Raw genomic sequence first — 21,455 nt, 5'->3', positions numbered from 1 at the left:
TTGTATACAAGGCTTTCCTACATGGTAGGAAAGCCTTTTCTTTTTTTGAAACCATATTTTGTAAGGGGGATTTTATTATGTCACAACAAGTTACAATTTCATTTTCAGTAGTACCACAAGCGAAGAACAAAGATGTGTATTCCGTTGTTGATAAAGCAATTGAAGTTGTACAACAGTCGGGAGTTCGTTATGAAGTAGGGGCAATGGAAACAACGTTGGAAGGAGAATTAGATGTACTTCTTGACGTCATTAAACGCGCGCAACAAGCTTGCGTCGATGCTGGAGCAGAAGAAGTAATCACTTCTATTAAAATTCACTATCGTCCAAGTACAGGCGTAACGATTGACGAAAAAGTTTGGAAGTACCGTGATGAATATGCAAAACCAGAAGCGATCTAAAATAATCACAACAATTTGGCTTATCCTTCTCATTGCTATATGGGAAGGATCTGTTTCATTATTTAAAATTGAGCCGTGGATTTTACCGAAGCCGTCTGCAATTGTGCAAGAGTTAATTGGAATGAAAGATTTACTATTACCGAATACAGTGCAAACGTTACAGGAAGTAATAATTGGGTTGTTTTTTGCAATTTTACTTGGGACGAGCATTGCTATCATTATGGATGTCATCCCTTTATTTCGGATTTTAATGAATCCATTGCTCGTTATTTCGCAAACAATTCCAATCGTTGTGCTCGCACCATTATTTATTATTTGGTTTGGATACGGAATGTTGCCAAAAGTAATGGTTGTTATTCTTGTTTGTTTCTTCCCAATTGCGCTTAGCATTTTAGAAGGTTTCCAAACGGTAGATAAAAATATGCTGAAACTGTTACAAACAATGAAGGCAACGAAATGGCAAGTTTACCAGAAAGTAAAGTTTCCAGCAGTACTCCCATACTTTTTCTCAGGTTTAAAAATTGCTGTTACATATAGTGTGATGGGGGCGATTATTGGGGAATGGCTTGGTGCCAGTGAAGGATTAGGAGTTATGCTTACAAGAGCAACAAAATCCTTTTTAACGGCTCGAGTATTTGGTGTTGCAGCGATTATCGTCATGGTGACATTATGTCTGTACTTTATTGTTGAATTTATGGCAAGAATAACAGCACCATGGATATACAGAAAGGGCGGCAGAAAATGAAAAAAGGTTTAAAAATTATGTTAGCTGCATTATTAGCAGTAACTGTTGCCGGATGTAATCCGGCGAAGAAAGAAGAAAGTTCAAGTAAAGATAAAAAAGTAAAAGTCGTTTTAGATTGGTTTCCAAATACGAATCATACTGGCTTATATGTAGCGCAAACGAAAGATTATTACAAAAAGCAAGGACTTGATGTAGAAATTATCCAGCCTGGTGATAATGTAACGGCAGAGCAGATGATTGCTTCAGGAAAAGCTGATTTTGCAATAAGCGCACAAGAAAATGTAACATTAGCTCGTGTTGAAGGAATCCCAGTTGTTTCTGTTGGTGCAATTATTCAGCATAATACCTCTGCTTTTGCATCTCTAAAAAAAGATAATATGACGTCACCAAAAGATTTTGAAGGTAAACGTTACGGCGGCTGGGGGGGACCAGCAGAAGAAGCGACGTTAAAGACGATTATGGAGAAACATCAAGCTGATTTTAATAAAGTTGAAAAAATTATTCTTGGACAAACAGATTTCTTTAAATCAATCGGTCGTGATGCAGACTTTGAATGGATTTATTATGGATGGGATGGAATTGAAGCGAAGCGTCAAGGAAAAGAGTTAAATACAATTATGGTAAAAGACTTAGATCCAGCGCTTGATTTCTATAGTCCTGTTATTATTACAAGTGAAAAACATACGAAGCAAGATAAAGATTTTGTGAAAAAATTTATGACGGCAACGACAGAAGGTTATGATTTTGCAATTAAAGAACCGAAAGAAGCTGCGGATATTTTAATTAAAGCTGTTCCAGATGTGAATAAAGAATTAGTACAAGAAAGCCAAAAGTGGTTAAGTACAAAGTATCAAGATGATGCAAAAGCGTGGGGAGTACAGAAGGAAGAGATTTGGACGAATTACATGAATTTCTTATATGACAACAAAGTTATTAAAAAGAAAATCGATGTAAAAGATGCCTTTACAAATGAATTCCTTCCAAGTGAAAAATGAGTGGATTACAAATAAAAGATATTGTAAAAGCTTTCGATGGAAAGAATGTATTAGCAAATATTAGTGCTTCTATACAAGAGGGAGAGTTTGTCTCTTTTGTAGGTCCGAGTGGTTGTGGAAAAAGTACATTATTAAATATGATTGCAAGTGTTGAAGAGCCAACGAGCGGAGAAGTGTTTTATAACGAAGAGTATGTAAAAAAACAAGATGTTGTTAGTTATATGCCGCAACAAGATTTATTACTACCTTGGCGATCAGCTTTGCAAAATATCGTTCTTCCATTGGAAATTGAAGGAAAGCCTAAAAAACAAAGGCTGACAGAAGGAATGGAAGCATTAAAGCAGTTTGAGCTAGATGAATATGCGGACCATTATCCAGATGAGTTATCAGGTGGAATGCGTCAAAGAATTAGTTTCCTTCGCACATATTTATGTGAAAAGCCAATTATGCTGCTGGATGAGCCTTTTGGAAAATTAGATGCATTTACAAAAATGGAAGTACACAGTTGGCTTTTAAATTCTTGGCATCAAGAAAAGCAAACAATTGTTATGGTTACACATGACTTAGATGAGGCAATTTTACTTTCTGATCGCGTATTTATTTTATCTCAAAGACCAGCATCAATAGTTGGCGAGGTCCAAGTGGAATTACCTAGGCCGCGAACGATGGATATGTTAACATCTCTTGAGTTAAAGAAGGATAAGGAAGAAATTTTAAGAGTATTGGCTCCTTACATGAAAAAATAGAAAAAAGTCTTTTAACAGTTTTTTGTATAATTGCTGTTAAGAGGCTTTTTTCTATTGAAGGAGAAAGATGAAATCTATAGGGGAAATAGTGGGTTCATTAACATCGGATAAATTGGAAGAAGGAACAAAAGAAAAAGTAGAGAATAGAATATAACAGAGTGATTTATACTCTTAATATAACAAACGTTAAAGGAGTGAAAGGATAAAATGACTTTATCAACTGTTCTTCAAATGGTTTTAGCTTGATACGGGAGAAGTCTGCCCATTTTTAAAGATGAAGCTAAATTGAAGACAGCAGGTAAAGAACCTTAATCCTTTCTTACGATAATATGTAATGGGTAAGGTGTATTCACCTTACCCATTTTTATATGTATAACTAAATAAGGCTTTATACTGTTGTTCTCTCTATTTAGCTTATGGATCATAAGAAAAGGAGAGAGAAAAGATGAGTATATTAACAGTAGAAAATGTAAGTCATTCATATGGTGAGAAAACCATTTTATATAATACGTGCTTTCGATTATTAAAGGGCGAACATGTTGGGCTAGTAGGGAAAAATGGAATTGGAAAATCAACATTATTACGCTTGTTAACGGGAGAACTTATACATGATGATGGGAAAATTGAATGGTTTCCACATGTGAAGATTGGCTTTTTGCAACAGCATATAGATTTACAAGAAGGCATAACAATTGAAGAATACTTGCAAAGTGCGTTTTCTAACCTGTATGAGTTGGAACGTGACATGTTAAAACTTACAGAAGAGATGGCTGGAGCAGGAGAAGTAGCGAAATTGTTAGTAAGGTATGGAGAGTTACAAACTATATTGGAGAATTCTAATTTTTATCAAATTCATACAGAAATTGAGGAAGTAGCAACAGGCTTAGGCTTGTTTGAAATAGGATTGGAAAAGGATGTTTCAAAGTTAAGTGGTGGTCAGCGGACAAAGTTGTTACTTGGGAAACTCCTTTTAGAAAAAGCGGATGTTTTATTATTAGATGAGCCAACTAACTATTTAGATACAGCACATATAGAATGGTTGCAATCATATTTACAAATGTATGAAAAAGCTTATATTATCATTTCGCATGATGAAATATTTTTGAACAATATTACGAATGTTATTTATCATCTAGAAGAACGAAAGGTTAAGCGCTATGCGGGAGATTATGAAACCTTTTTGCAAAGTTATCAATTACAAAGGAAACAATTACAAGCGGCGTATGCGAAACAACAAAAAGAAATTGTACATTTAGAGGGTTTTATTCAAAAAAATAAAATTCGTAAAGCGAAACAAGCGAAAAGTCGTGAAAAAGTATTAGAGAAAATGAAAAAGGTTGAAAAGGTTAACGATGTACCTCGCGCCCGTTTTGATTTTAATGTTTATACTGAGCCAGTGAGTCGTATATTACAGGTAGAGAAACTGAAAATTGGTTATGGTGAACCGTTATTTCCGGAATTGGATTTTCAAGTGAAAAAAGGGGAAAAGATTGCGATTATTGGTCATAATGGGATTGGAAAAACAACAATGTTAAAAACATTACTAGGACAAATAAAACCGTTAGGCGGCTCAGTTTCTGTTGGGGAACGAGTAAAACCCGCTTATTTTGCACAAGAGGAATTTTCCTCAGAAATAACTGCACTAGAAAGAGTATGGGCAGGGAGACCAGATATGACAAGAAAAGAAATCCGACAAGCATTAGCAAAGTGCGGATTGAAAGAAGAACATGTATTAAAACCTATCCAGTTATTAAGTGGAGGAGAACAAACAAAAGTACGATTATGCGAACTTATCGTAACTAAAAGCAATGTTTTAATTTTAGATGAACCAACTAACCATTTGGATACAGAGACTAAGACGGATTTACAGGAAGCGTTAAAACAATATAAAGGTACAGTTTTAATTGTTTCACATGAGCCCTCTTTCTATGAAGCATGGATAACGAAAATATGGAATATCGAAAAATGGAACGTTTAACAATAATCACAAAGAAAAGGCATTAGCTTTTATGAGCTAATGCCTTTTCTTTGTGATTAACATGATTTTCGAGAACTCTCAAATGAGAATTGTAAGAAAAAGAACTCTTATGGTGCGCTTATAAGCGCACCATAAGAGTTCTTTTTCTTTGGTTATATTTATAATAATACTAGATGCCTTTCCCTAATAGGCTACTATCTTTTTTTATATATATAGATAGTTTGAAATGAAATGGAAATGATTCCTATATGTAAAGGATAATGTGATTAGTATGGGAAGACAATAGAACTTAAAGGAAATTCATGTAAAATTCAGATGAACTTCACGCGAACTTCATATTAGAAACTAAATATAATTATAATAGGTTATTATAATATAAATTGTGATTTTTCATAAAATTAAAAGTTTGAATTTAGGATAGAGCACTCAAACCTAAATTCAAACTTTAGTGAAATAATTAATGGAGGTTACGTTTAGTTTTCGTTAATGGATGCATTTACAAGTTCGGCGGGATTGCCTGTTCCTGCCCCTCCGATTGTAACTGATCCACCAGGAGGAATTTCACCATTCCATCCTGCATTCGTAATTACGTAATGATTATTTATTTTACTACTAATTTTAGAATCCCAAACTTGTGTTAAATTGCCGTTATAATCAAATTCTAATTTCCAGTTTTTAATAGGGGTCGTTCCGCTATTTTTAATTATAATTGAGAAGTTGTAACTACTTCCCCAATTTGAAGTGACTGAAAAGGTAGCATTGCCATTTCCACCAGGAGGTGTTGTGCTAGCATCATCTGTTTTTATAAGAATAGAAGTAGGTTGTGATTTGTTACCAGCAGCATCTTTTGCTAATACTGAAAATGTGTATTCTGTATTAGGTTTCAAGTTTTTAATTGTAATGCTATTTGTTGTTGTACTCCATTTCTCTTCTCCGGCAGTAATTTCATATTCAGTAACGCCTACGTTATCAGTAGATGCAGTCCAGTTTAATTGAACTGAGTTTGAATTTTTATTTGTAACAGCAATGTTTTTTACGTTTGTTGGTGGTTCAGTATCTTTTTGAGTAATAGGTCCACCAAGTAATTCTTTTACTAGCGTATCAAGTAATTTTGGTCCACTACAACTATATTTTGGACTTGTACGGCAATCCCCGCTTAGTTCCCAAAACATTGCGCCATTTAAACCCTTTGTCTTTATATAGTCTGTTTTATATTTCATAGATTCATTGTCATCATAGCTAATAAAGGTTCCTGTAGTCGCATTATATAAATAAGGTACTTTCGCTACATCGTTCCATCCGCGAACAAAACCATTTTTATTCACATAATTAGATGCTAAATCGCCATAATCGTACACACCTGTGTCACCGGTAGAATAATCATCCCAAGTACCTTTAGAAGCGAGCTTTCCGTCACTACCTGGTTTACAAGGTTGGTATTGCCCATTATTTTCTTTTCCGCAACTTTTCCATCCACGTCCGTAAAAAGGTACACCTAATACGAGTTTATCCGCTGGAACCCCTTCATTTGTATAAATGTCTATCGCACCATCTACGTAAAATTTCGTATCCGCTGCGGGGTCATTTGGATCTTTGTATAGTGCAGCATTATGGTTAGAAGTAGCTTCCCATCCACCGTGGAAATCGTATGTCATAATATTAATCCAATCCAGTATTTGAGAAATCTTCTTTAGCTCTGCATGATCCGCATAACGTTGGCTTGCACCTGACGCGATTGTTAGTAAATATTGTTTACCATCTTCTGCACCAGCTTTCGTTAATGCATTTCGAACATCTTGAAGCAGAAGGGTGAAGTTTTGTTTATCTTCAGGACGATAACTACCACCAGGAATCGTTTCAACACCCGGGTATTCCCAGTCTAAATCAACGCCGTCAAATCCATATTCGCGAAGAAAAGCTACTGTAGATTCAGCGAACACTTTTCTTGTTTTTTCATCAGCGGCCATATCAGAAAAGCGGTTAGACCAAGTCCAGCCACCAACTGAAATAATTGTTTTTAAGTGAGGATACTTAGCTTTTAATCGTTTCAGTTCTCCGAAATTTCCACAGCGGGCATATTTATCACAATCTTCCCAAGTTGTACCCGATCCCGGATAAGATTTTGTGACATCAGCCCATGGTTCACCGAGTACGAGAGTGCCATTAGGGACCTCTTTATTTTGCAGTGGTACACCAGATTCTTTACAGTTCCACGTTTGTTTATTTGGATTATCGGGGTGAGTAGAAGGGTTTCCATGTTTTCCATTCCAGCAAATATCAGCGAAAGCATAGTTTAAATGAGTTAGCTTTGATGCATCAATGTCTGCAACTTGATAATTACGTCCGTAAACGCCCCATGAAGGAAAATACCCAACAATTTTTTGACCTTGCTTTGGTGAATCTGCTAATGCGAAATTTGGAGTAATAAAGTTTGTGAGAAAAAGAGGTAAGAAAAGTAGTAGGGATAGTAATAGCAGCGTGAATTTTTTTGATCTCATAGTCATTTCTCCTTTCAAAATAAAAGATATATTTAAAGGCATGCGCCAATAAACCAAAGTGAATCTAGACGTATGAAACGTCTAGATAAAAATGATCAGACATCACGAAGTCTATACAAGGGAGCTGGGGGTGATTAAATCGTAGCAAATGCAAGATTTGGTGTAAACGCTTTATTTGATTCACAAAGATTTTCTCAATATTAAATGGCTCTAATACAGACTACACATGAAAATAAAATATTGATTAGGGAGGAAAAGGCTCCTTGTAATTAAATTTGAGAAAAAATTGTATAAAGTCAATTTGTAATAGCGTAGCAAGATGAGAAAATATCATGTAAAATAATAGTAAAAATATGTAAAGGAGCGAATGGTGTGGATGTCTTTTTGAACATTGCTGAAGAAAAAATTCGACAAGCAATACGGAATGGTGATCTCGATCATATTCCGGGGAAAGGAAAACCACTACAATTAGAAGACCTTTCAATGGTACCTCCAGAACTTAGAATGAGTTATAAAATCTTGAAAAATGCAGGTATGATTCCACCAGAAATGGAACTACAAAAAGATATATTAAAAATAGAAGACTTAATTGCGTGCTGTTATGATGAAGTAGAGAGAAAAGAATTACAAGAAGAGTTAACAGCAAAAACGCTGCGTTTTCAGCAGGTAATGGAAAAGAGAAAGATTAAAGATAGTTCAGCTTTTCGTATGTATCAGGGTAAAGTATTTCGTAAATTACGCTAAGAGGGATAAGATGAATACATTTGAAACGATAGAAGAATTAGCGACATATATTGAAGGACAACAATTAGTACTGCTGTTTATTAAAACGGAAAATTGTGGTGTTTGTGATGTTATGTTAAGAAAAGTAAATTGCGTATTAGAGAATTATGATTACGTAGAGAAAGTAGAAATATTACTACAAGACATGCAAGAGATTGCGGGGCGATATGCAGTATTTACAGGGCCAACAGTTTTATTATTTTATAATGGAAAAGAGATCCTTCGTGAATCGCGCTTCATTTCACTTGAAAATTTAGAGAGAACCATTCAATTATTCGAAGATTAAGGGAGGCTTTTATATGGAATTTATTATTGTCATACTATTATTTGTTGTAGTTGGAACGATCGTAACAGCAGTTCAATCAAACAAAAAGAAGGTAAATCTTACAAAACAAAATAACATTCATAATTCATCCAACAGCTCATCACCATTATTTTTCTTTGCTGGATCGGATAATGATAGCTCGCACGATGGAGGTTCACATGATTGCGGAGGTTCTTTTGGTGGAGATAGTGGAGGTAGCTGCGGTGGTGGAGGCGGCGGTGATTGATGAGAATACGCCTTATAGGGGGCGTATTTCTTTTTAAACAAACGTTTGATTAGTTGGCTTACATATGCATAAAAACAGTTAAACAAACGTTTGATTAAATATTTTTAACATGCTAGGGGAAATGAAAAGGGAACCGTATTTCTTACTAAATTAGGATTTAAATTTGGAATAATACATATGATTCGAATGTGGTTTGAAAGTACGTTTTCTTAAATAAGGAGTATAGCCTCTTGCGATAGAGTTTTTTTATTTGTTATTATTAGACTGAACGGTCGGTTTAAAGAGGTGTGAATATGAGAAGAAGCGCAGAAGAGATAAAGAAAGAAATTGCCTATAAAGCAGAAAGTCTGTTTTCACAGAAGGGCTATGCAGCTACATCTATGGAAGAGATTTGTGAAATTACAGAGAGAAGTAAAGGAAGCATTTATTATCACTTTAAAAGTAAAGAAGAATTATTTTTATTTGTAGTGAAACAGCATACGTATGATTGGCTTGAAAAATGGAATGAAAAAGAGAAGTTGTATAGTACTAGTACTGAAAAACTATATGGTCTCGCGGAATATTATGTAGAGGACATACAGCAACCCATTTCAAATGCAATAGAGGAATTCTCAATGAGCCAAGTTGTAAGTAAAGAAATTCTGGATGAACTGTTAGCTTTAACTAGAGAATCATATGTTATGGTTGAGAAATTAATTGAAGCAGGTATACAGTCTGAAGAGTTTCAAGAAGATGATACGCGTGATCTTATGTATATTGTGAATGGATTATTATCGGGGCTTGGAGTACTTTACTACGAGTTAGATTATAAAGAGCTGAAACGTATTTATAAAAAGGCAATAGATGTATTGTTAAAAGGAATGGCAGCTGAATAATAGGTCAGTTGCTTTTCTTACAAAATAAATTAGACCGAACGGTCGGTTTATGAAAGGGGAATGAAAATGAACGCTTTATTTAAAAACCGAGCATTTATGCTCGTTATGGCATCTGATATTTTACAACAATTTGCAATTTGGATCAGAAATATGGCTCTTTTGTATTTCATAATGGAGCGAACGAATAATGATCCAGTTTCAGTTTCTTTATTATCGGTTATGGAATATGCACCTATTTTTATTTTCTCGTTTATCGGTGGGGCGCTAGCTGATCGCTGGAATCCGAAAAGAACGATGGTTGCTGGAGATGTATTAAGTGTACTGTCTATTGTAGGAATTGTCTTGTTGTTAAAGCTGGATTATTGGCAGGCTATATTTTTTGCAACACTCATTTCCGCGATTGTAGGTCAGTTTTCTCAGCCATCATCTTCGCGTATATTTAAACGCTATGTAAAAGAAGAACAGGTAGCAAATGCGATTGCATTTAATCAAACATTACAGTCGCTATTTATGATTTTTGGACCAGTGGTAGGATCGCTTGTGTACACACAACTTGGTTTATTTACGTCACTATATAGCTTAATTATTTTATTTTTGTTATCTGCTATCGCTCTTTCATTTTTACCAAAATGGGTGGAACAAGAGCAAGTGGCGAGAGGTTCATTAAAAAATGATATAAAAGAAGGTTGGAAATACGTTCTTCATACGAAAAATTTACGTATGATTACGATCACTTTCACCATTATGGGCTTAGCTGTTGGACTAACGAATCCATTAGAAGTGTTTCTTGTAATAGAACGGCTTGGAATGGAAAAAGAAGCCGTTCAATATTTAGCCGCAGCTGATGGAATCGGTATGTTAATTGGTGGTATTGTTGCTGCAGTTTTCGCTTCAAAAGTGAATCCGAAAAAGATGTTTGTATTCGGTATGAGCATATTAGCGATATCATTTTTAGTAGAAGGGTTATCTACATCATTTTGGATTACTAGTTTCATGAGATTTGGAACAGGTATTTGTTTAGCTTGTGTTAATATCGTTGTCGGTACGCTTATGATTCAACTTGTACCAGAAAATATGATTGGCAGAGTAAATGGAACGATTTTACCACTGTTCATGGGGGCAATGTTAATTGGAACTTCACTAGCTGGAGGATTGAAGGAAATGACGTCACTAGTTATTGTGTTTTGTATAGCGATGTCACTTATTTTATTAGCAATAGGTCCGGTTTTACGTATGCAAATAAAGAAAGAAGATGTTGTTAATCGAGAGGAAATGACGAATTCATTGGTTTCGAAATAGCTATTGTAAGGGGACAGAACTGTTCCCTTTTTCTATGGAAATCTTTTGACAATGAAATGTACCAACTATATACTGATGATGTAAAAACGATTTTACAGGTTAGGAGAAACGGTGTGAAAAATCAAATCTATGAATTGCGCACTGCAAATAATATTTCACAAGGTGCATTAGCGGATAAGTGTAACGTATCAAGACAGACGATAAATGCAATTGAGAATAATAAATATGATCCAAGCTTAGCACTAGCATTCCGGTTAGCAGAAGTATTAGGAACAACTGTCGATAAACTATTTTTGTACAAGCTTTAGAGTTTTTAATTGTGGGGCGTTATCGTTAAAAATATAAGAAAAAGATCCCCTTCTTGTGTGAAGGGGATCTTTTTCTTATATTGTTTTAGTTTTCGGATTAGGTGGTGTAACGGACGTATCATTTTCGGGTACTCTAGTTAATAAGAATCCACCGATAATAAATAAGACAATAATACTAAGGACACCAGCGTTTGTTTTTCCTGTTAATTGTGTTGTGACACCAACTAATACCGGACCCATAATTGCCGCGAATTTACCAAAGATATTATAAAATCCGAAGAATTCATTTGCAGATTCTTTCGGTACTAGTTTTGCGAAATAAGAACGGCTAAGTGCTTGAATTCCGCCCTGAGAAGTAGCAACTAACATTGCTAAAATCCAGAAATCAAACGTCGTTTTTAAGAAATAAGCATATGTGCAAATAATGATATAAATGATAATGCCGACATATAGCATTTTTTTACCGGTAAATGTTTCCGATAGTTTTCCATATAATAAAGCAAATGGACAAGCGACAATTTGTGTTACAAATAAGATGATTAATAGATTGGTTGCACTAATACCGAGATCTGTTCCGTAAGCAGTAGACATAGTGATAATTGTATCTACTCCATCAATGTAGAAAAAGTAAGCTATTAGGAACATAAATACAGTTTTATATTCTTTAATATTTTTAAACGTATTAGCAAGGCGCTTGAAGCTCATTGCAATTGGTCTTGGATGACGTTCAATATAGTGTGTTTGCTCTACATTTTTTAGCATTGGTATCGTAAATAGTCCCCACCAAAGAGCTGTTATTGCAAAGGAAATTTGACTAGCAATTCCGACTGATAAGGGGATAGTTCCTTTTTGAGCAAGAATAATAAGAGCAATACAACCGATAAAAGGAATTGTGCTCCCAATGTAACCTAATGCAAAACCTCGCGTAGAAATTCGGTCCATTCTATCTCCAGAGGTAACATCTACTAGAAATGCATCATAAAAAATATTTGCTCCAGCAAAGCCAACTAATGCGAGCATATAGCATCCTAGTAATAAGTACCACTGAGATGTTGGAACAACTGCTAGCATACTTGTAAATACGATACCGAGTCCAAAGAAGAATGTGAAAAATCGTTTTTTAAATCCCTTATAATCAGCAACCGTGCCGAGAATAGGAGCGAGTATAGAAATTAAAAGTGTAGCGAACGAGTTTGCATATCCCCAATAGGCTGTTGAAGTTGCACCAGATAGTCCAGCTTCTTTTGCAGCTGCTTTAAAGTAAATTGGAAATAATGCAGTTGTAATGACGAGCGAATATACCGAGTTCGCCCAATCGTACAATATCCAGCTTTTTTCTTGTCTGGACATTTTTTTCATATAATGTTCCCCCTTAAATTTGTTCTACTAACAGTGTACAAAAATAAAAATTATAAAAAGAGAAACAGTGATGATTTTTACATAACTTTTACATATATACACAGTTCTTTACAATTGAAGTAAATCCTCTACAATTGCGCCGTCTGTTTCACCTAAGTGCAAACCGAGTAACCTAGCGATAGTCGGACCTTCATCAATCAGTCTCATATACGGAATTGTAACGCCGCTTTGAATGCCTTTCCCAGCAGCCATAAAAATTGTTTCATAGTTAGGTTTTGTTGGGGAATATCCATGTGTTCCAAATGTATATTTCTTACTAGAATTAACATCTTCTTTATTAATTTCTTTTATGAAATCACCTGTATAATTTTCAATGAAGTAATAACCTTCCATGGCCTCTAGCATAAATAAGCAATTACCATCAGCGCCACGTTCTTTTGCATCTTCATCGTGCAGAATAAATTCAATTCCATTTTGTTTATCCTGAAGAAGCTCTTCAAGAAGAAGTTGAACCTCTTTAATCGTTTCAGTATCATTTTTATCCTTTACATGTACGTAGGCAGATCCATCACAGCTTTGGCAATAAGCTTTCCAATCGTGTATTTTTCCACGTTTATTTACGGATATAAGCCCATTTTGACAGAATAGGACATTTAATTGGATTGCTTTGTTTTCACTTAAAGCGCTATGGTCACCAAGTGCAATAATTGTACTTTCTTCGTATATACCACTTTCTTTTAATGTATGGATAATTTTTCCGAGGCGTTCGTCGTGTCTGTGGATTGCAGCTACTGTTTCCTCGGACTCGAAGCCATGGTAATGTCTTTGAGTATCTAAATCAGTAAAATGTACAAACATAACATTAGGCTTTTTCGTCTGAATTGTATGTACGGCAGAAGCAAGGACGAAATTATCAAGCTCAGGCTGTGACAATCCATTTCGTATATGGCCGAAACGACGATTTAAATCTAATTGATATAGCGGGCTACCGCTAAATAATGAAACTAAAATTTGATTTTGCCACGGTCTATTTGGAAAAATTTCTGGTAAATTGTAATCGATATTTGCTCTTCCAGTAACAGGCCATAGAAGGGCTGCTGTCGTTAAATTTGCTTTGCGTGCTTCATCATATAAAGTTGTCCCGTTAATGGACTTTCGGTACCAATGCCAATCTGGTGACTCACGTCCTGGTTGAAGTAATGTATTGCTGACAACGCCATGCTTATTAGGATAATTACCGGTTACGATTGTTGAGTGGCTTGGATATGTTACAGAAGGATAAATTGGCTCCACTTTTTTCGCAATCGCGCCCCTTTTTATTAAAGTTTGGAAATTAGGTAGTTTTTGTAATATAGGAAAATCTAAAGCTGATAAGCAGTCGAAAGATAAAATAATGACGCGATTTGTTAATGCTTTATCCATAAAGTTTCCCTCCTGATTATATAAAACCTATTCTTATATATTACTATTAATACCTGGTAATAAAAATATATTTTCGAATAAAATTTTGTTATTTATTTTCAGAAAAATTAAACATATAATAAGTATAAGGGAATGAATGGAAGGAGGGAATACTATGGATTGGCTAGATGGATTTGGTATCTTTTACATCATTGGTGGAGTCACCGTTCTCCTTGTATTTTTTATGTCATATTTACTAAAGAAACGTTTTCCAGACAAACAGTTTGATATTATATTTGCACTTAGTTTAGTACTTCTTTGTTTAGCTTTCTTTCCTGTAACAATGATCGCTATTGGTGGTTGGGAAGGAATGGGATACGGATTTATTTGTTTCTTCGTTTTAATTGGTACACTAATTGGTATGGTTGCTCATCAACTTGTAAAAATAGTTCGGAAAAGTTACGTATAAAACAGTGATAATTGAAAAAATGTATAAAAATAAGAAAATTGGCTCTTGTTTTGAAATGAAATTTATATTATGATATTCAACAAATTTATTTTGTTATAACGATGAAAAAGGAATAGTACATGTCTTACCTTTTTGCAGAGAGAGAATCCTTTTGGCTGGAAGATTCTTAAAGAGGCGATATGGAACCTACCTTTGAGTTCTGCATATGCAGCGGGAAATTCCCGTTATCAAAAAGAGAGCATACTCAATTTTTTTGTGTATGAATCAGGGTGGTAACGCTGACAAAGCTCGGTCCCTATTTGGGGACGCGGGCTTTTTCTATTTTCTAAAGGAGGAAGAATAACTATGGTAAAAGAACAAGTACAAGCCATTACGAAGATGGAAGAAGACTTTGCTCAGTGGTATACCGATATTGTAAAAAAAGCGGAGCTTGTTGATTATTCAAGTGTGAAAGGTTGTATGATTTTACGTCCATACGGTTATGCATTATGGGAAAATATGCAGAAAGTAATGGATGAAAAATTAAAAGAATCTGGTCATGAAAATGTGTACATGCCAATGTTTATTCCAGAGAGTTTATTACAAAAAGAGAAAGATCATGTTGAAGGATTTGCTCCTGAAGTAGCATGGGTTACTCATGGTGGGGATGAGAAATTGGCGGAAAGACTTTGTATACGCCCTACATCTGAAACTTTATTTTGTGAGCATTTTTCAAAAATTGTTCAATCATATAATGATTTACCAAAGTTATATAACCAGTGGTGTTCAGTAGTTCGTTGGGAGAAGACGACGAGACCATTCCTTCGTACAACTGAATTTTTATGGCAAGAAGGTCATACGATTCATGAAACGGCAGAAGAATCTCAAATTGAAACATTAAATATTTTAAATCTATATGCTGCTTTTTGTGAAGAGTATTTAGCGATTCCGGTTATTAAAGGGCAAAAAACAGAAAAAGAAAAGTTTGCAGGAGCGAAGGCAACTTATACGATTGAAAGTTTAATGCATGATGGAAAAGCACTTCAAACAGGAACATCTCATAACTTTGGAACGAATTTCTCTGAAGCATTTGATATTAAGTTTTTAGACCGTAACGGTAAATGGCAATACGTACATCAAACATCTTGGGGTGTATCAACAAGAATGATAGGTGGACTTATTATGGTTCATAGCGATAATAACGGACTTGTAATGCCGCCAAAAGTTGCACCATTACAAGTTGTTATCGTACCTATTGCTCAGCATAAAGAAGGAGTTTTAGAAAAAGCAACAGAGTTACAAGGGCGTATTCAAAAGGTTGCGAGAGTAAAAATAGATGCTAGTAATAAAACACCTGGCTGGAAATTTAATGAGTATGAAATGAAGGGTGTTCCAATTAGATTAGAAGTTGGTCCAAAGGATATTGAAAAGAATCAAGTTGTACTTGTAAGGCGAGATACGAAAGAAAAAGAGTTTATAGCAATGGATCAATTAGAAGAGCGCATCCCATCATTACTTGAGGAGATTCATCATTCTTTATTTAGTAAAGCAAAAGTATTTAGAGATGAGAGTACTTATAGTGTGACGAATTTCGGAGAGATGAAAAAAATAGCTGATGAAAAGCAAGGGTTTATTAAGGGAATGTGGTGCGGAGAATTAGCTTGTGAAGAGAAACTAAAAGAAGAAGTTGGAGTATCTTCACGCTGTATGCCTTTTGAGCAAGAGCATTTAGCTGACGAATGTATTTGCTGTGGTAAAGAAGCTAAGCAAATGGTGTATTGGGGAAAAGCGTATTAATGCTTTTTTGATAGATGATGAAAAGGACTTTGAGCTGCATAATAAAATGCAATCCAAAGTCCTTTTTAGTTTTACAATTTGTTTCATGTATTTTTTAGATGGAAGGATGTTGTTTTTTATTTTGCGTTTTTACGGCGAATAAATAGTAACATACCAATTAGGAATGTTGAAAGTCCCATTAAAATAGATGCAGGATAATGTGTTGCAGTATTAGGTAACTTATCGCCTTGTTTTACTGAATTATCTTTTGCTTTGCCATTTTGAGAGCCATTATCACCTTGAGAACTGCTGTCGCCTTTAACACGGTTGCCGCCCTGAGAGCCATTGCCACCTTGAGAGCCGCTATCGCCTTTAATACGGTTGCCGCCCTGAGAGCCATTACCACCTTGAGAACTACTGTCGCCTTTAACACGGTTGCCGCCCTGAGAGCCACTGCCACCAGAACCACTGCCACCAGAACCATTGCCACCAGAACCATTGCTACCAGAGCCATTGCCACCGGAGCCACTGCCACCAGAACCACTGCCACCAGAGCCGTTACCGCCAGAACCACTGCCACCAGAGCCACTGCCGCCAGAACCGTTGCCGCCAGAACCGTTGCCACCAGAGCCATTGTCACCAGAACCACTGCCACCAGAGCCGTTACCGCCAGAACCACTGCCACCAGAGCCACTGCCGCCAGAACCGTTGCCGCCAGAACCGTTGCCACCAGAGCCATTGTCACCAGAACCACTGCCACCAGAACCATTGCCGCCAGAACCGTTGCCGCCAGAGCCATTGTCACCAGAGCCGTTACCGCCAGAACCACTGCCACCAGAGCCGTTGCCACCAGAACCACTGCCACCAGAACCATTGCCGCCAGAACCGTTGCCGTCAGAACCACTGCCACCAGAACCATTGCCGCCAGAACCGTTGCCGCCAGAACCACTGCCACCAGAACCATTGCCGCCAGAACCGTTGCCGTCAGAACCACTGCCGCCAGAACCACTGCCACCAGAACCATTACCGCCAGAACCGTTGCCGTCAGAACCACTGCCGCCAGAACCGTTGCCACCAGAACCACTGCCACCAGAACCATTGCCGCCAGAGCCGTTGCCGCCAGAACCACTATCGTCCTGAGAACCATTGTTTCCTGGAGGTTTATTATTATCTTTTGAATTACCTTCTGCTAAAGTATCGTTATTTTGTACAATAGCGTTTGTTATTGGATGGAAGTTTTCAGTTGCAGCATTACCAATATTTAAGCCACTAAAAAAGGATAAAGAAAGTGTTGATGCTAAAATAAATATTTTTGTCATTGTTTTCCTCCTGAAGAAAAAATTATTGTTCCATCTAAAATACACCCCTTTGTAATATTTCATAGGAAAAAGAGTTTTATGCAAAAAAAACTATATATAGAAAAAGGTGGTGTATTTCTAAAGGGAGAAAAGAGTTAATGTAAATTCCTTGCAAATAGTAGAGTGATGGAGAATTTACACTCATAACAGTAGAGGAAGTGGCAACGGATGAAAGAATATATTGCATTTGATATTGGTGGTACGCAAATTAAATATGGAATTGTTTCAGAAATAGGGGGAGTACTAATACATAAAAAGGTCTCAACAGAAATTCACTTGGGCGGGGAACAAATTGTTCAAAAGCTTATATATTTATCAAAAAAGTTAATGACTGAACATACTATTTCCGGAATTGGTATTAGTACAGCGGGAATTGTTGATATTGATAAAGGAGTTATAACGGGAGGTGTGGATCATATTCCACATTATGCTAATATTTCTATTGTTGAGAGATTACAAGAAGTATTAAAAGTTCCTGTATCTATTGAAAATGATGTTAATTGTGCAGCCTTAGGCGAGAAATGGAAAGGTACAGGGAGGGGAGAAAGCGATTTTATTATGCTTACGCTTGGAACGGGCATTGGTGGAGCAATTGTTATAAATGGGGAGTTATACCGTGGACATTCGTTTGGAGCTGGGGAATGGGGGAACATGTTAATAGAAGGGAAAACTTTTGAGGAGGTTGCCTCAATTTCGGGATTAATTCATCTTGTACGAAGATATAAAGGTAAAAAGGAGTGGGATGGTAAAACAATTTTCGAATTATATGATAAGGGTGATAGCGGTGTTACTCAAGCCGTGAAGATTTTCTTTAAACATTTGGCGATTGGTATTAGCAATCTTGCTTATATTTTTAATCCGAAAATGATTATTATTGGTGGGGGAATTACTGAAAGAGGCGATGATTTCTTAAATGAAGTGAAGGAAGAGATAGGAACATACTTAAATCAAGAGATTTATAGTAATTGTGAGATTAAACTTGCGCAAAGCGGTAATTGTGCAGGAATGATTGGCTCTATTTACCACTTATTACATCAGTATAAATAAATATAGTATCTGTTTTCATATAATTGAGAATTTATCCTTTTTCTCATTAGATAAATAATGCTACAATATAAGAGAAGAATACAATGTTTTCCGATTCGGAAAATGCTTTGTAGAAAGGAAGAAACTTCATGCCTATTATTTTAGAAAAAGGTCAAAAAATCGATTTAACGAAAGGACAACCAAAAGTAGCAAAACTACAGGTTGGCTTAGGCTGGGATCCAATTGGGCAATCAGGTGGATTTCTGTCTTCGTTATTTGGAAGTAAACCAAATGTAGATTGTGATGCATCAGTTGTTATGTTAGAAGGGGATCGTTTTTTAAACAAAAATGATTTAGTTTACTTCGGAAATAAACTTTCTACTTGTGGTAGTATTATTCATTCAGGAGATAATTTAACAGGTGAAGGCGCTGGTGACGACGAAACAATTTTCGTAGAATTACATAAAGTTCCGAGCCGTATTAATCGTTTAGTATTCGTTGTAAATATTTATGACTGTGTAAATCGTCGTCAAGACTTTGGGATGATTCGCAATGCATATATTCGTATTCAAAACCCACAAACAGGTGAAGAATTAGCGCGTTATAACTTGTCAGATAATTATGCTGGCAAAATGACTTTAATTGCAGGTGAAATGTACCGACACGGAAACGAATGGAAGTTTTCAGCAGTTGGAGAAGGAACACAAGATAAAAACTTAAGTGAGATTGTATCACGTTACCAATAAAATAAACGAAGGAGGAATAGTATAATATGGCATCTATTTCATTGAAAAAAGGACAAAAGGTAGACTTAACAAAAACAAATCCAGGTCTTTCGAAAGTTCTTGTAGGACTTGGTTGGGATACGAATCGTTATGACGGACAAAATGATTTCGATTTAGATGTTAGTATCTTCTTAGTAGGTGCTAACGGTAAAGTTTCAGGTGCAGAGGATTTCGTCTTCTATAATAACCCAAAAGGTGCGAATGGTGCTGTAGAGCATTTAGGAGATAACCGTACAGGTGAAGGTGAAGGCGACGATGAAACAATTAAAATAGACTTAAAAAATGTTCCTGCTAACATTGAGCGTATTTGTTTCACAATTACAATTTATGATGGAGAAGGCCGCAGCCAAAACTTCGGACAAGTTTCTAATTCTTTCGTACGTATTATGGATGAAGAAAAGAATGCAGAATTAATTCGTTACGATTTAGGAGAAGATTTCTCTATTGAAACAGCTGTAGTAGTGAGCGAATTATACCGTCACGCAGGTGAATGGAAATTCAATGCAATCGGAAGTGGATTCCAAGGTGGATTAGGTTCTCTATGTAATAACTTTGGTTTAGATGTAGAGTAATAGATTTATATATCCATCAGTGAAACGCGTATTTACTGATGGATATATTTTTAAAAATTAAAATATAGAGGTGAATATATATGGTTATTCAATTGCAAAAAGGACAGAAAATTGATTTAGCTAAAACAAGCCCAGGTTTATCAAGAGCAGTAATTGGTCTTGGATGGGATATTAAATCTTATGATGGTGGATCTGATTTCGATTTAGATGCATCTGCCTTTTTATTAGATGCGAACGGGAAATGTACGAAGGAAACTGATTTTATTTTCTATAATAATTTACAGTCTCCTTGTGAATCAGTTTTACATACAGGAGATAACCGTACAGGTGCAGGTGACGGTGATGATGAGCAACTTGTTGTCGATTTGAAAAAGGTTCCAGCAGATGTTCATAAAATTGCTATTACAGTTACAATTTATGATGGAGAAGGCCGTAATCAAAACTTTGGACAGGTTGCAAATGCATTCGTTCGTTTAGCAAATGAAGAAACAAACGAAGAAGTTCTTCGTTTTGATTTAGGGGAAGATTTCTCCATTGAAACAGCAGTTGTCTTTTGTGAATTATATCGTCATAATGGACAGTGGAAGTTTAGTGCAGTAGGAAGTGGATTCCAAGGTGGATTAGGTGCGCTTGTAAGAGCGTATGGCTTGGATGCATAAGAAGGGAAACGGTATTCGTTTCCTTTTTTTGACCTTTCTATAAATCTAGCAAAGAATAGGGGATAAAGGTAAGATGAGTATTTTGCAAGGAATCCTTGATACGTATGCTCAGTTTTTCGACTTGGACATGTGGATTAAAGTGTTACAAGATCCAGTATCTTGGGGGTTAATAGGTACACTTGTTGTACTTGAAGGGTTATTATCTGCTGACAATGCACTTGTGTTAGCGGTAATGGTAAAACATCTTCCAGAAGAAAAACGAAAAAAAGCATTATTCTATGGACTTATTGGAGCTTATGTATTCCGTTTTATTGCAATTGGAATCGGAATGTTCTTAATTAAATTAGCATGGGTAAAAGTGTTAGGTGCACTTTACTTAGCTTGGCTATCAATTAAATACTTCATTGATAAACGAAAAGGTAATGCAGAAGAAGAGGAAGCTCATGGTATGAACCAAAATAGTATTCTCTTCAGAATGTTTGGTGTCTTCTGGGGAACGGTTGCGATGGTTGAGTTAATGGATATTGCGTTCTCTGTAGATAGTGTACTTGCTGCATTTGGTGTATCGAATGAAGTTTGGATTTTACTATTAGGTGGAATGCTCGGTATTTTAATGATGCGCGGTATCGCTGGCGTATTCTTAAAATTGTTAGAGCGTATTCCAGAACTTGAAACGACAGCATATATTTTAATCTTAATTATTGCAGCAAAAATGCTACTGTCTGTCGTTCATATTGAAGTAAGTCATATGCTGTTCTTTATTATTTTAGTTATAGCGTTTGGAGCAACATTTATACTTCACTACATGAAGAATTCTGGACAAGCTAAAGAAGAAGTTGCAGCTACTAAAAGTGAACATAAATAATTGAAATGGGTTTGCTCGTTATGCGAGCGC

General features: G+C 35.9%; 22 protein-coding genes, 1 pseudogene and 1 other annotated feature. Of the genes and pseudogenes, 19 read left to right on the top strand and 4 right to left on the bottom strand.

The window, feature by feature from the left end:
* Positions 1 to 77: 77 nt before the first annotated feature.
* The 5 genes from JFU20_RS13025 to JFU20_RS13005 all read left to right on the top strand — a co-directional run bounded on the left by JFU20_RS13025 (position 78) and on the right by JFU20_RS13005 (position 4,862).
* Positions 78 to 398: an MTH1187 family thiamine-binding protein gene (locus tag JFU20_RS13025; protein WP_000082898.1), complete on the top strand. Its 321-nt coding sequence runs from the start codon at positions 78 to 80 to the stop codon at positions 396 to 398.
* Positions 370 to 1,143: an ABC transporter permease gene (locus tag JFU20_RS13020; protein ID WP_002091231.1), complete on the top strand. Its 774-nt coding sequence runs from the start codon at positions 370 to 372 to the stop codon at positions 1,141 to 1,143. Before JFU20_RS13025 ends, JFU20_RS13020 begins: the two co-directional genes overlap by 29 nt.
* Complete coding sequence (locus tag JFU20_RS13015; RefSeq protein WP_002124979.1) at positions 1,140 to 2,138, top strand: ABC transporter substrate-binding protein; 999 nt, start codon at positions 1,140 to 1,142, stop codon at positions 2,136 to 2,138. Before JFU20_RS13020 ends, JFU20_RS13015 begins: the two co-directional genes overlap by 4 nt.
* Positions 2,135 to 2,884 carry an ABC transporter ATP-binding protein gene (locus JFU20_RS13010; RefSeq protein ID WP_002139487.1) on the top strand — a complete coding sequence of 250 codons (750 nt, stop codon included), beginning with the start codon at positions 2,135 to 2,137 and terminating at the stop codon, positions 2,882 to 2,884. Before JFU20_RS13015 ends, JFU20_RS13010 begins: the two co-directional genes overlap by 4 nt.
* Positions 2,885 to 3,329: 445 nt before the next feature.
* Positions 3,330 to 4,862 (top strand): ABC-F family ATP-binding cassette domain-containing protein, encoded by a 1,533-nt coding sequence (locus tag JFU20_RS13005; RefSeq protein ID WP_002167016.1) that lies wholly within the window; start codon positions 3,330 to 3,332, stop codon positions 4,860 to 4,862.
* 473 nt (positions 4,863 to 5,335) lie between these two features.
* Here the strand turns inward: JFU20_RS13005 and JFU20_RS13000 are convergent, their stop codons facing one another.
* Positions 5,336 to 7,360, bottom strand: a complete 2,025-nt coding sequence (locus JFU20_RS13000; protein WP_002167015.1) for a glycosyl hydrolase family 18 protein — start codon at positions 7,358 to 7,360, stop codon at positions 5,336 to 5,338.
* A 372-nt stretch (positions 7,361 to 7,732) separates the two neighbouring features.
* Here JFU20_RS13000 and JFU20_RS12995 point away from each other — a divergent pair, with 372 nt between their 5' ends.
* The 7 genes and pseudogenes from JFU20_RS12995 (at position 7,733) to JFU20_RS12965 (ending at position 11,176) form a co-directional block, all read left to right on the top strand.
* Positions 7,733 to 8,104, top strand: a complete 372-nt coding sequence (locus tag JFU20_RS12995; protein WP_002010200.1) for a DnaJ family domain-containing protein — start codon at positions 7,733 to 7,735, stop codon at positions 8,102 to 8,104.
* Between the two features lie 10 nt (positions 8,105 to 8,114).
* Positions 8,115 to 8,429 (top strand): thioredoxin family protein, encoded by a 315-nt coding sequence (locus JFU20_RS12990; RefSeq protein WP_002063639.1) that lies wholly within the window; start codon positions 8,115 to 8,117, stop codon positions 8,427 to 8,429.
* A 13-nt stretch (positions 8,430 to 8,442) separates the two neighbouring features.
* Complete coding sequence (locus tag JFU20_RS12985) at positions 8,443 to 8,694, top strand: hypothetical protein (RefSeq protein WP_002010197.1); 252 nt, start codon at positions 8,443 to 8,445, stop codon at positions 8,692 to 8,694.
* Positions 8,695 to 8,823: 129 nt separating this feature from the next.
* Positions 8,824 to 8,907, top strand: a pseudogene (locus JFU20_RS12980) (histidine kinase); the annotation flags it as partial.
* Positions 8,908 to 8,987: 80 nt separating this feature from the next.
* Positions 8,988 to 9,569 carry a TetR/AcrR family transcriptional regulator gene (locus tag JFU20_RS12975; RefSeq protein ID WP_002167014.1) on the top strand — a complete coding sequence of 194 codons (582 nt, stop codon included), beginning with the start codon at positions 8,988 to 8,990 and terminating at the stop codon, positions 9,567 to 9,569.
* Between the two features lie 66 nt (positions 9,570 to 9,635).
* Complete coding sequence (locus tag JFU20_RS12970; protein ID WP_002167013.1) at positions 9,636 to 10,868, top strand: MFS transporter; 1,233 nt, start codon at positions 9,636 to 9,638, stop codon at positions 10,866 to 10,868.
* A gap of 56 nt (positions 10,869 to 10,924) precedes the next feature.
* On the top strand, positions 10,925 to 11,176 hold the full coding sequence (locus JFU20_RS12965; protein ID WP_002010192.1) for a helix-turn-helix transcriptional regulator: 252 nt from the start codon (positions 10,925 to 10,927) through the stop codon (positions 11,174 to 11,176).
* Positions 11,177 to 11,251: 75 nt separating this feature from the next.
* Here JFU20_RS12965 and JFU20_RS12960 read toward each other — a convergent pair whose 3' ends face one another.
* Together JFU20_RS12960 and JFU20_RS12955 are read right to left on the bottom strand one after the other, a co-directional pair.
* Positions 11,252 to 12,535: an MFS transporter gene (locus JFU20_RS12960; protein WP_002140249.1), complete on the bottom strand. Its 1,284-nt coding sequence runs from the start codon at positions 12,533 to 12,535 to the stop codon at positions 11,252 to 11,254.
* Between the two features lie 108 nt (positions 12,536 to 12,643).
* Positions 12,644 to 13,957, bottom strand: coding sequence for an alkaline phosphatase family protein (locus JFU20_RS12955; protein ID WP_002010216.1), 1,314 nt, complete (start codon positions 13,955 to 13,957; stop codon positions 12,644 to 12,646).
* Between the two features lie 154 nt (positions 13,958 to 14,111).
* On the opposite strand from JFU20_RS12955, the gene JFU20_RS12950 reads away from it, so the two are divergent.
* Together JFU20_RS12950 and proS are read left to right on the top strand one after the other, a co-directional pair.
* On the top strand, positions 14,112 to 14,405 hold the full coding sequence (locus JFU20_RS12950; protein ID WP_002124993.1) for a YesK-like family protein: 294 nt from the start codon (positions 14,112 to 14,114) through the stop codon (positions 14,403 to 14,405).
* Positions 14,406 to 14,497: 92 nt separating this feature from the next.
* Positions 14,498 to 14,705, top strand: a binding site (T-box leader).
* Positions 14,706 to 14,750: 45 nt separating this feature from the next.
* Positions 14,751 to 16,181: a proline--tRNA ligase gene (gene proS, locus JFU20_RS12945; protein WP_002010220.1), complete on the top strand. Its 1,431-nt coding sequence runs from the start codon at positions 14,751 to 14,753 to the stop codon at positions 16,179 to 16,181.
* A 116-nt stretch (positions 16,182 to 16,297) separates the two neighbouring features.
* On the opposite strand, the gene JFU20_RS12940 is transcribed toward proS, so the two are convergent.
* Entirely contained in the window at positions 16,298 to 17,479 is a 1,182-nt protein-coding gene (locus tag JFU20_RS12940; RefSeq protein WP_201039230.1) for a cell wall anchor protein, read from the bottom strand.
* A gap of 207 nt (positions 17,480 to 17,686) precedes the next feature.
* On the opposite strand from JFU20_RS12940, the gene JFU20_RS12935 reads away from it, so the two are divergent.
* From JFU20_RS12935 to JFU20_RS12915, 5 genes are all read left to right on the top strand, one after another.
* On the top strand, positions 17,687 to 18,565 hold the full coding sequence (locus JFU20_RS12935) for an ROK family protein (RefSeq protein ID WP_002010221.1): 879 nt from the start codon (positions 17,687 to 17,689) through the stop codon (positions 18,563 to 18,565).
* Between the two features lie 128 nt (positions 18,566 to 18,693).
* Positions 18,694 to 19,290, top strand: coding sequence for a TerD family protein (locus JFU20_RS12930; RefSeq protein WP_002010223.1), 597 nt, complete (start codon positions 18,694 to 18,696; stop codon positions 19,288 to 19,290).
* Between the two features lie 26 nt (positions 19,291 to 19,316).
* Positions 19,317 to 19,901, top strand: coding sequence for a TerD family protein (locus tag JFU20_RS12925; protein ID WP_002010225.1), 585 nt, complete (start codon positions 19,317 to 19,319; stop codon positions 19,899 to 19,901).
* An 80-nt stretch (positions 19,902 to 19,981) separates the two neighbouring features.
* Positions 19,982 to 20,560 (top strand): TerD family protein, encoded by a 579-nt coding sequence (locus tag JFU20_RS12920; protein ID WP_002010227.1) that lies wholly within the window; start codon positions 19,982 to 19,984, stop codon positions 20,558 to 20,560.
* Between the two features lie 73 nt (positions 20,561 to 20,633).
* Positions 20,634 to 21,425, top strand: coding sequence for a TerC family protein (locus JFU20_RS12915; protein WP_002010230.1), 792 nt, complete (start codon positions 20,634 to 20,636; stop codon positions 21,423 to 21,425).
* Positions 21,426 to 21,455 lie beyond the last annotated feature (30 nt).

The organism is Bacillus sp. TH30 (assembly GCF_016650875.1).
Lineage (GTDB): Bacteria > Bacillota > Bacilli > Bacillales > Bacillaceae_G > Bacillus_A > Bacillus_A mycoides.
This window is presented reverse-complemented; position numbering and strand designations above follow the sequence as displayed.